9 protein-coding genes are annotated in these 9396 nt (G+C 72.2%); 7 read left to right on the top strand and 2 right to left on the bottom strand.

Translation table 11 applies throughout. From position 1 onward, the window contains the following. Nucleotides 1–6: 6 nt before the first annotated feature. The 5 genes from Aeryth_RS12180 (at nt 7) to Aeryth_RS12160 (ending at nt 5182) form a co-directional block, all read left to right on the top strand. A complete protein-coding gene (locus tag Aeryth_RS12180; protein ID WP_067859053.1) occupies nt 7–969 on the top strand; it encodes a sugar ABC transporter substrate-binding protein in 963 nt (320 codons plus the stop codon). 136 nt (nt 970–1105) lie between these two features. Then, a complete protein-coding gene (locus Aeryth_RS12175) occupies nt 1106–2143 on the top strand; it encodes an ABC transporter permease (protein WP_067859050.1) in 1038 nt (345 codons plus the stop codon). After that, the gene (locus Aeryth_RS12170) at nt 2140–3018 is read left to right on the top strand and encodes an ATP-binding cassette domain-containing protein (protein ID WP_067859048.1); all 879 of its coding nucleotides are present in this window, start codon (nt 2140–2142) and stop codon (nt 3016–3018) included. The genes Aeryth_RS12175 and Aeryth_RS12170 overlap by 4 nt, the downstream gene beginning before the upstream one ends. Then, nucleotides 3015–4193 (top strand): Gfo/Idh/MocA family protein, encoded by a 1179-nt coding sequence (locus Aeryth_RS12165; RefSeq protein WP_236749733.1) that lies wholly within the window; start codon nt 3015–3017, stop codon nt 4191–4193. The genes Aeryth_RS12170 and Aeryth_RS12165 overlap by 4 nt, the downstream gene beginning before the upstream one ends. Beyond that, the gene (locus Aeryth_RS12160; protein ID WP_083516427.1) at nt 4190–5182 is read left to right on the top strand and encodes a Gfo/Idh/MocA family oxidoreductase; all 993 of its coding nucleotides are present in this window, start codon (nt 4190–4192) and stop codon (nt 5180–5182) included. Before Aeryth_RS12165 ends, Aeryth_RS12160 begins: the two co-directional genes overlap by 4 nt. A 3-nt stretch (nt 5183–5185) precedes the next feature. Here Aeryth_RS12160 and Aeryth_RS12155 read toward each other — a convergent pair whose 3' ends face one another. Beyond that, complete coding sequence (locus tag Aeryth_RS12155; RefSeq protein WP_067859045.1) at nt 5186–6169, bottom strand: LacI family DNA-binding transcriptional regulator; 984 nt, start codon at nt 6167–6169, stop codon at nt 5186–5188. Nucleotides 6170–6374: 205 nt separating this feature from the next. Between Aeryth_RS12155 and Aeryth_RS12150 the strand changes: the two genes are divergently transcribed. Both Aeryth_RS12150 and Aeryth_RS12145 read left to right on the top strand, forming a co-directional pair. After that, nucleotides 6375–7400, top strand: a complete 1026-nt coding sequence (locus Aeryth_RS12150; RefSeq protein WP_083516426.1) for a Gfo/Idh/MocA family oxidoreductase — start codon at nt 6375–6377, stop codon at nt 7398–7400. Nucleotide 7401: 1 nt separating this feature from the next. Next, nucleotides 7402–8190 carry a TIM barrel protein gene (locus Aeryth_RS12145; RefSeq protein WP_067859042.1) on the top strand — a complete coding sequence of 263 codons (789 nt, stop codon included), beginning with the start codon at nt 7402–7404 and terminating at the stop codon, nt 8188–8190. Between the two features lie 123 nt (nt 8191–8313). On the opposite strand, the gene Aeryth_RS12140 is transcribed toward Aeryth_RS12145, so the two are convergent. Further along, nucleotides 8314–9345 carry a LacI family DNA-binding transcriptional regulator gene (locus Aeryth_RS12140; protein ID WP_067859040.1) on the bottom strand — a complete coding sequence of 344 codons (1032 nt, stop codon included), beginning with the start codon at nt 9343–9345 and terminating at the stop codon, nt 8314–8316. Between the last annotated feature and the right edge of the window lie 51 nt (nt 9346–9396).

The raw sequence follows: 9396 nt of genomic DNA, 5'->3' as shown, positions 1-9396 counted from the left end.
CCCACCATGAAGAAGCTCAAGGTCATCGGCGCGGTGATCCTCGCCGGATCGCTGCTCGCCGCCTGCTCGGGCACCGGCAAGGAGGACACCGGAGCGTCCAGCGACACGAAGGACCTCACCTACGCGGTCATCACGCACTCCGGACCCGGCGACGCGTTCTGGGACCGCGTCAAGTCCGGTGCCGAGCGCGCCGGTGACGACTACGGCGTCAAGGTCGACTACAACGCCGACCCCGACCCGGCCAAGCAGTCGCAGCTGATCGACAACGCCGTCGCGCAGAAGGTCAACGGCATCGTCGTCTCGATGGCCAACCCCGACGGCCTCGAGTCGAGCATCAAGAAGGCCGTCGCCGCGGGCATCCCCGTCGTGACGATCAACTCCGGTGTCGACCGCTTCAAGGAGTTCGGCGCGATCACGCACATCGGCCAGTCCGAGACGATCGCCGGCGAGGCCGTCGGCGAGAAGCTCAAGGAGGCCGGTCTGAAGAACGGCATCTGCGTCATCCAGGAGGCCGGCAACGTCGGTCTGGAGGAGCGCTGCAAGGCTGCCGCGTCGACCTTCGGTGGGAAGATGACCAACATCCAGGTCGACGGCACGAACGACGCCGAGGTCAAGGCGACCATCAAGTCCAAGCTGCAGTCCGACGACAGCATCGACGCCGTGCTGACGCTCGGCGGCCAGTACGCGATCGACGCCGTCGGCGCCGTGGACGAGTCCGGCTCGGACGCCAAGGTCGCCACCTTCGACCTCTCCGAGGACGTCGTGAAGGACATCGAGGCCGGCAGCATCCTGTTCGCCGTCGACCAGCAGCCCTACGTCCAGGGCTTCCTCGGCGTCACGACGCTGTACCTGAAGTCGATCAACGGCAACGACGTGGGCGGTGGCCAGCCGATCAACTCCGGCCCCGCGTTCGTCACGAAGGACAACGCGGCCGACGTGGCGAAGTTCGCCTCGCAGGGCACGCGCTGACCCCGGGGGACGGGGACGATCCGGGGGATCGTCCCCGTCCCACCCCGGCGGCCCCGCCCGCCGACCAGCACCCCGCGCACCGCCCCACCCGTACGATCCCGCTCGGCCCCCGCCGGGCCCCACGAAAGGAGCTGTCATGACGACAGCCACGGCAGCACCAGACGAGAGACTGGCGACCACGTCGACGGTGTCGCGTCTCCTGACCCGCCCGGAGATGGGCGCCGCCGTCGCGGCCATCGCCGTCATGATCTTCTTCTCGCTCAACAGCGACCGCTTCCTCACCACGGCCGGTGCCGGCGTGTGGCTGGAGTCCGCCTCGACCTTCGGCATCATGGCCGTCGCGGTGGCCCTGCTCATGATCGGCGGCGAGTTCGACCTCTCCGCCGGCGTCATGACCGGCTTCACCGCCCTCGTGGTCGGCATCCTGACCACGAACTACGGACTCAACATCTGGGCCGCGGTGCTCATCGCGCTCCTCCTCGCGCTCGCCGTGGGCGCCTTCAACGGCTACATGGTCATGCGCACCGGCCTGCCGAGCTTCATCATCACGCTCGGCACGTTCTTCATCCTCCAGGGCATCGACCTCGCGGTGACGAAGCTGATCATCGGCCAGGTGACCATCCAGGGCATGACCGACGTGCCCTTCTACGACAGCATCCAGCCGGTCTTCGGCGCGTCGTTCACGATCGCGGGCGGCACCTTCTACGTCTCGGTGCTGTGGTGGCTCGCGGTCACCGCGATCGCCACCTGGGTCCTGCTGCGCACCAAGGCCGGCAACTGGATCTTCGCCGTCGGCGGCGCCCAGCAGTCCGCCCGCCAGGTCGGCGTGCCGGTGCTCAAGACCAAGATCGGCCTGTTCATGACGACGGCCGCCGCCAGCTGGCTCGTCGGCATGATCTCGCTGTTCCGCACCTCCACGGTGCAGGCGAACACCGGCGTCGGCCAGGAGTTCATCTACATCATCTGCGCCGTCGTCGGCGGCTGCCTCCTCACCGGCGGCTACGGCTCGGCGATCGGGGCGGCCCTCGGCGCGCTGATCTACGGCATGACCTTCCAGGGCATCACCTTCGCGCAGTGGGACACCAACTGGCTGCGCACCTTCCTCGGCGCCATGCTGCTGGCCGCCGTGCTCCTCAACAACTGGGTCCGGACCCGAGCGGAGACCTCACGATGACGAACGACACCCCGAAGCACACCACGACCGCCCCGGAGGGCGCCGCTCCCGGCACCCCGCTCATCGAGGTCGTCGACATCGGCAAGCGGTACGGCAGCATCATCGCGCTGTCCGACGTCACCACGTCGGTGAAGGCCGGCGAGGTCACCTGCGTCCTCGGCGACAACGGCGCCGGCAAGTCGACCTTCATCAAGATCCTCGCCGGTGCGCACGAGCACACCGACGGAGAGCTGCGGGTCGATGGCAAGGCGACGACGTTCTCCAACCCCCGCGAGGCGCTCGACGCGGGCATCGCGACGGTCTACCAGGACCTCGCGGTCGTCCCGCTCATGCCGGTCTGGCGCAACTTCTTCCTCGGCTCGGAGCCGAGCAAGGGGTTCGGCCCGTTCAAGCACATGGACGTCGACTTCATGAAGCGCACGACGAAGGCCGAGCTGGCCGCCATGGGGATCGACCTGCGCGACGTCGACCAGCCCATCGGCACGCTGTCCGGTGGTGAGCGCCAGTGCGTCGCGATCGCGCGCGCCGTCTACTTCGGCGCACGGGTGCTGATCCTCGACGAGCCGACCGCCGCGCTCGGCGTCAAGCAGTCGGGCGTCGTGCTCAAGTACATCGCGAAGGCCCGCGAGCGTGGCCTCGGCGTCGTGTTCATCACGCACAACCCGCACCACGCCTACCCGGTCGGCGACCGCTTCATGCTGCTGCGTCGCGGCAAGAGCATGGGCGACTTCCCGAAGAGCGAGATGACGCTCGACGACCTGACGTCGATGATGGCCGGCGGCGCCGAGCTGGAGTCGCTGGCGCACGAGCTGGAGCGCACCATGGGCACCGACTCGGCCGTGGCGCAGCAGCTGAAGGACGAGGTGGGGGCGTGACGCAGGAGACCACGCGGCGCCCGGAGCTGCGCGTCGGCGTCGTCGGGCTGGGCTGGATGGGGCAGGTGCACGCCCGGGCGATGACCCGGCTGCTGCACCACTACCCGGACGCCCCGCTGCGGCCGCGGCTCGTCGCCGTGGCCGAGCCCGTCGACGACGAGCGGACGCGGCGGGCGGTGGACGCGCTCGGCTTCGAGCACGTCCACACCGACTGGCAGTCGCTCGTCGAGCGTGACGACGTCGACGTCGTGTGCGTGACCGGTCCGAACTTCATCCACCGCGACGTCGCGGTGGCCGCGGCCCAGGCGGGCAAGCACCTGTGGGTCGAGAAGCCCGCAGGACGCGACGCCTTTGAGACGGCCGAGATCGTCGCCGCCGTCGAGGCGGCCGGCGTGCAGGCCGCCGCCGGCTTCAACTACCGCAACGTGCCCGCGGTCGAGCTCGCGAAGGAGCTCGTCGCGTCGGGCCGCATCGGTCGCGTCGAGCACTCCACCGTGCGCTTCCTGGCGGACTACTCGGCCGACCCGGACGCCGCGCTCTCGTGGCGCTTCCGCACGGCGACGTCGGGCACGGGCGTGCTCGGCGACCTGGTGAGCCACGCCGCCGACCTGCTGCGCCACGTGGTGGCCGACGTCGAGGAGCTCGTCGTCGACCGCGCCACGTTCATCGCGCAGCGTCGCGAGGCCGTCGCCGGTGCGATGCACTACGAGAAGGGCGCGGGGGAGCTGGGCGACGTCGAGAACGAGGACTACGTCAGCGCGCTCCTGCGCCTCGCCGACGGCTCGCGCGCCGTGCTCGAGTCGAGCCGCGTGGCCGTGGGCGAGCAGAACCGGTACGGCCTGGAGGTGCACGGCACCGAGGGCTCGCTGTCGTGGGACTTCCGCCGCATGAACGAGCTCCAGGTGAGCACGCGGGGCGCCGACGGCGCCTACCTCAACGCGTTCTCCACGACGCGCTACGCCACTCCCGGCGACGGCGAGCTGGGCGTCTTCCAGCCCGGCGCCAACAATCCCATGGGCTTCGACGACCTCAAGGTCGTGGAGGCCCGCCGGCTCGTGGAGTCGATCGCGACCGGCAAGCCCGTCGGCGCGACCGTCCACGACGCCCTGTCGGCGGCGCGGGTCGTCGACGCCATGATCACCTCCAGCGACGAGAAGAAGTGGGTACGACTGTGAGCAACACCAGGCTGCGCGTGGGCGTCGTCGGCGCCGGCGCGATGGGAGCGGCGCACGCGCGCACGCTCGCCACGTCGGTGCCCGGCGCCGAGGTCGTGCGCGTCTTCGACATGGACACCGAGCGCGCCAAGCAGGTGGCCCACGGCGTCGGCGCCGAGGCCGCCGACAGCGCCGAGGCGCTCGTGGCCGACGTCGACGCGTTCGTCGTCGCCTCGCCCGACTTCACGCACGCCGACCTCGCGGTCGCCGGCATCGAGGCCGGCAAGCACGTGCTCTGCGAGAAGCCGTTAGCCGTGACTGCGGACGACGCGCGTCGCGTGGTCGACGCCGAGGCCGCCGCGGGCCGGCGGTTCGTCCAGGTGGGCTTCAACCGCCGCTTCGACCCCGGCTTCGTCGACCTGAAGGCCGCGATCACCGACGGCTCGCTGGGCGACGTGCGCCTGCTGCACGGCATCCACCGCAACGCCTCGAACAGCACCAGCACCGACGACGCCACGCTCGTGACCGGCTCGATGATCCACGAGCTCGACACCTTCCGCTGGCTGCTCGACGGCGAGATCGTCGCGATCCGCGTCGAGTCGCCGGTCGTCGACGGGTTCCGCGACCCGCAGGTCGCGACGCTGTGGACCGACGGCGGCCAGATGGCCACCGCCGAGGTCTTCGTGAACGCGGCGTACGGCTACGACGTGCGCGTCGAGGTCGTCGGCACGGGCGGGTCCGCGTCGCTCGAGCCCCGCCACCCCGTGCTGCGCCGCGTCTCGGGCCAGGGCGGCTCGGCGATCGGCAGCGACTTCGTGGAGCACTTCGCCGACTCCTACCGGATCGAGCTGGCCGCCTGGGCCGACGCGTCGCTGCGTGGCGAGGTCGTCGGCGCGAGCGCGTGGGACGGCTACGTGGCCAACGTCGTGGCCGCGGCCGGCGTCGACGCGCTGCGCTCGGGGCAGAAGCGCGACGTCGTGGTGCCGGAGCGTCCGTCGCTCTACGCCTGAGCCTCAGGCTGGCGCCGGACCGGTGGTGCTGCGCACCACGAGCTCCGGCGTCAGCACCACGTCCCGGGCGGGCTCGCCGGCGAGGAGTCCGAGTGCTCCCGCCACGGCCCGCTCGGCCATCTCCCGTGCGCTCTGCGACACGGTGGTCATGAGGTCCTGCCGAGCGACCGCCAGGCGCGAGTCGTCGTACCCCGTGACCGAGACCTGACGAGGCACGTCGCGACGAGCGCGCAGCAGTGCGTCGAGGACGCCCGACGCGCAGTGGTCGTTGAAGGCGACCACACCCGTGGGTGGCGTGCTCGCCTCGAGCAGGGTGGCGGTGGCCCGGACGCCGTCGCGCTCGGTCGCGCCGCCCGCCAGCACCCACGGGTCGAGGCCGTGACGTCGAGCCGCCTCGACGAAGCCGCGACGACGCTCCTCGGCGCCGGGCGCCGAGCCGCCGTCGACGTGCGCCAGCCGGACGTGACCGAGCGACACGAGGTGGTCGACCGCCAGGCCCACCCCCAGCTCGTCGTCCCCCCGCACGGCCGCGACCTCGGGGGTGCCGCTGCGCCGTGCGACGACGAGGGTCGGCAGGTCGGTGCCGAGCGCCGCGAGGTCGTCGGTGGAGAGGTCGGGACCGAGGAGGACCAGCGCGTCGCAGCGCTCGCGGCGCAGCGCCTGCACGGCCGACCGTTCGTCGCGCGAGGGCGCCACGGCGCTGATCGCGACGTCGTAGCCGTGCTCGGCGGCGGCGGCGTACAGGTGCTCGACGAGATCGCCGTGGAACGGCTGGTGCAGGTCGAACGTGACACCGAGCAACCGCGTGTCGGTGCTGCGCAGGAGGCGGGCACGTTGGTCGGGCACGTAGCCGAGACGGTCCGCGACGTCGCGGACGCGGGCGCGGGTGACGTCGCTGGCACCGGGGGCGTCGCGCATGACGATCGAGACGAGTGCCACCGAGACACCCGCCTCGCGCGCCACGTCGGCGAGGGTCGTACGCGCCATCGCTGCTCCTGTCGTCCGGACGTCGAGCGTGCGGGGCGGGCTACCCGTTGACGCTGGACGTGGTCACACCCTACCCTTCCCTAGAACGTTCTACTAGAACGTTCTAGTCGTGCCGGACGTGTCCCAGCAGAGGCGACGCAGCGAGAAGTGTCGCGGCGCGACGTACCGCACCATCGACCCCCGCACCCCTGTCCGAAGGACCACCATGACCTCCACCCCCGTCCGCGTCGCGCTCGTCGGCGCCGGTCGCATCGGCGCCGCCCACGCCGAGACGCTCGCGCGCCGCGTGCCCGACGCGCACCTGGTCGCTGTCGTCGACCCCCGCCCCGGAGCCGCCACCGCGGTCGCCACGCCCCTCGGTGCGCGTGCCGAGACCGAGGTCGACGCCGTGCTCGGTGCCGCCGACGTCGACGCGGTCGTCGTGGCTGCCTCGTCGGTCGCCCACCGCGACCTCGTCGTGGCTGCCGCCGACGCGGGCAAGCACGTCTTCTGCGAGAAGCCGGCCGGCATGTCGCTCGTCGAGATCGACGAGGCACGCCGGGCCGCTACCGCGGCCGGCGTGGTGTTCCAGGTCGGCTTCAACCGCCGCTTCGCCCGCGAGTTCGCGCAGGCGCGCGACCTCGTCGAGAGCGGGACGCTCGGCGAGGTGCGACAGCTGCGCTCGCTGACCCGCGATCCTGGTCGCGGCCCGTCCGACCCGGACGTCGTCCCGCCGTGGACGATCTTCACGCAGACGCTGATCCACGACTTCGACACGCTCAACTTCCTGAACCCCGGGGCGCACGCGGTCGACGTCGTGGCCACGGCCGACTCGCTGCTGTTCCCCGGCCACGCGACGCTGCTCGACCACGCCACCGTGGTCGTGCGGTACTCCAACGGCGCCCTCGGCACGGCGGAGGCGAGCTTCGCCGCCGTGTACGGATACGACGTCCGCGGGGAGGTGCTCGGGAGCGAGGGCATGGTCACGATGGGCGAGGGTGCGTCGTCGTCGTTGCGCGTGCACGGGCAGGGCGGTCGCACCGCGAGCACGGCGCACAGCGACACGGAGCTGCTGCGCGACGCCTACGCGGCCGAGCTCGCCGAGCTGTGCGCGGCCGTCCGCGAGGGACGCCCGCCGGCGGTCGGTGCCGACGAGGCGTTCGCCGCCTTCGCCGTCGCGCAGGCGTGCATCGACTCCATGACCACCGGCGGCCGCGCGGCCGTCGCCACCAGCGTCCTCCAGGAGGCATGACATGAGCTTCACCCTCGCGATCTGCTCGGAGATGGTCCTCACCGAGCTGCCACACCTCGAGCGGGTCCAGCACATCCACGACGCCGGCTTCGCGGTCGAGATCTGGGACTGGACGCAGAAGGACGCCGAGGCGCTGCGTGCGACCGGCGCGTCGTTCACGTCGATGACCGGCTACGTCACGGGCGACCTGACGACGCCCGGCGGTGCCGACGACCTGCTGCGGACGGCCGAGGAGTCGATCCCGTTCGCGCAGGCGATCGGCTGCCCGTCGCTCAACATCCACGGCACGGGCCTGGGGGAGGGCGGCCTCCCGGTGCGGCCCGTCGAGGTCACGACCGGGGAGGACTGGGTGGCAGCGGTGCGCACGCTCGAGCGGGTGGCCGAGCTGGCCGAGCGGCACGACGTCACCTACGTGCTGGAGAACCTCAACACGGCGGTCGACCACCCCGGCACGCCGTTCGCGAGGGCCGCCGACACGCTCGCCCTCGTGCGCGCGGTCGACAGCCCGCACCTGCGGATGAACCTCGACCTGTACCACGCGCAGATCGGCGAGGGGAACCTCGTCGATCTCGTGCGCGAGGCCGTCCCGTTCACGGGGGAGGTGCAGGTGGCCGACGTCCCCGGACGCTGCGAGCCCGGCACCGGCGAGGTGCGCTGGTCGTTCGTGGCGCAGGCACTCGCCGACGCCGGCTACACCGGCGTCGTGGCGATGGAGGCGTGGGCGAGCGACCCCTCCGTCGACGGCAGCCGCCGCGCGATGGACGCCTTCCGCGAGGCCTTCACCGTCTGACCCTCACCCCTCGCGCCCTCCCCACCCCCGCTGAGCGTGACGTTTGCGGGGCGGATCGACCGGATTCGCCCCGCAAACGTCACGCTCAGCGGGGCTGGTCACGCTCAATGGGGCTGGGCGTGGTCAGGGGGTGGTGAAGGCGCGGGGGAGGTTGAACGGCGTCACGACCTGGACCTGCGACGGCACCGACGTCGGCGCGCCGGGGAGGGCGCCGTGGTGCTGCAAGAGGAGGCGGCAGGCGCGTCGGGTGTCGGCGCGCAGGTCGTGGTGCAGGGCGTAGTGGACGCGGCGCGTCCGCAGCAGCTCGGTGTTGTCGGCGTCGAGGTCGTGCGCGACGAAGACCCGCGGCGCGCGTCCGGCGTCGGCGAACGCCTCGAGCGTCGCACGGTTGCCGCCGCCCACCGAGTAGACGGCATCGACGTCGGGGTGGTCGGCCAGCGCCGCCCGCACACCGGCGCCCGTGGTCGGGTCGAGGCCGTCGGTGTCCGTCAGGTCGACGACGCGACGGGCGGGGGAGAGGTCGTGCAGCGCGTCGACGAAGGCCGACACCCGCTGCTCCTCGCCCCGGAAGTCGCTGCGGCTCAGCGTCACGAGGACCGCGCCCGACGCCGGCGCGCCCTGCGCGACCAGGTAGGCGGCCGTGCGCCCGGCGGCGTCGTTGTCGATGCCGACGTACGCCAGCCGGCGGCTGCGCGGCACGTCGGTGACCAGCGTGACCACGGGGACGCCCGCGTCGGCCAGGGCCGCCACCTCGGCCGCGACGTCGGGATGGTCGGGCGCCTTCAGCACGACGCCGTGGGAACGCCGACGTCGTACGTCGCGCAGGGTCGCGACCATGGCGGCGACGCCGGCCTCCTCGCGCAGGTGGAACCGCGAGCGCACGACCGCGGGCCGCAGCGACGGCAGCTCGGCCTCCAGCGCGGCGCGGACCGCCGTGCTGAACCGGACGGGCGCCTGCATGACGAGGTCGAGCAGGAACGTGCGTCCGACGAGCCGCAGCTGGGACGCCTGCCGGTCGAGCTCCTCGACGGCGCGCTCCACCTCGGCCACGGTGGCCGCGCGCACGCCCGGGCGGCCGTGCAGCACGCGGTCGACCGTGGCCTCGCTCAGCCCGCTCTGCTGCGCGATCTCGCGGACCTTGTGACGGTGGGGCACCCGCGCAGCCTAGTGCGCGCGACCTCGTCCTGAGGTGTTCTTGAGGGGTTC

It is taken from the genome of Aeromicrobium erythreum (assembly GCF_001509405.1).
GTDB lineage: Bacteria > Actinomycetota > Actinomycetes > Propionibacteriales > Nocardioidaceae > Aeromicrobium > Aeromicrobium erythreum.
Note: the sequence above shows the minus strand (reverse complement) of the source record. Positions and strands in the feature narration are given on the sequence as shown.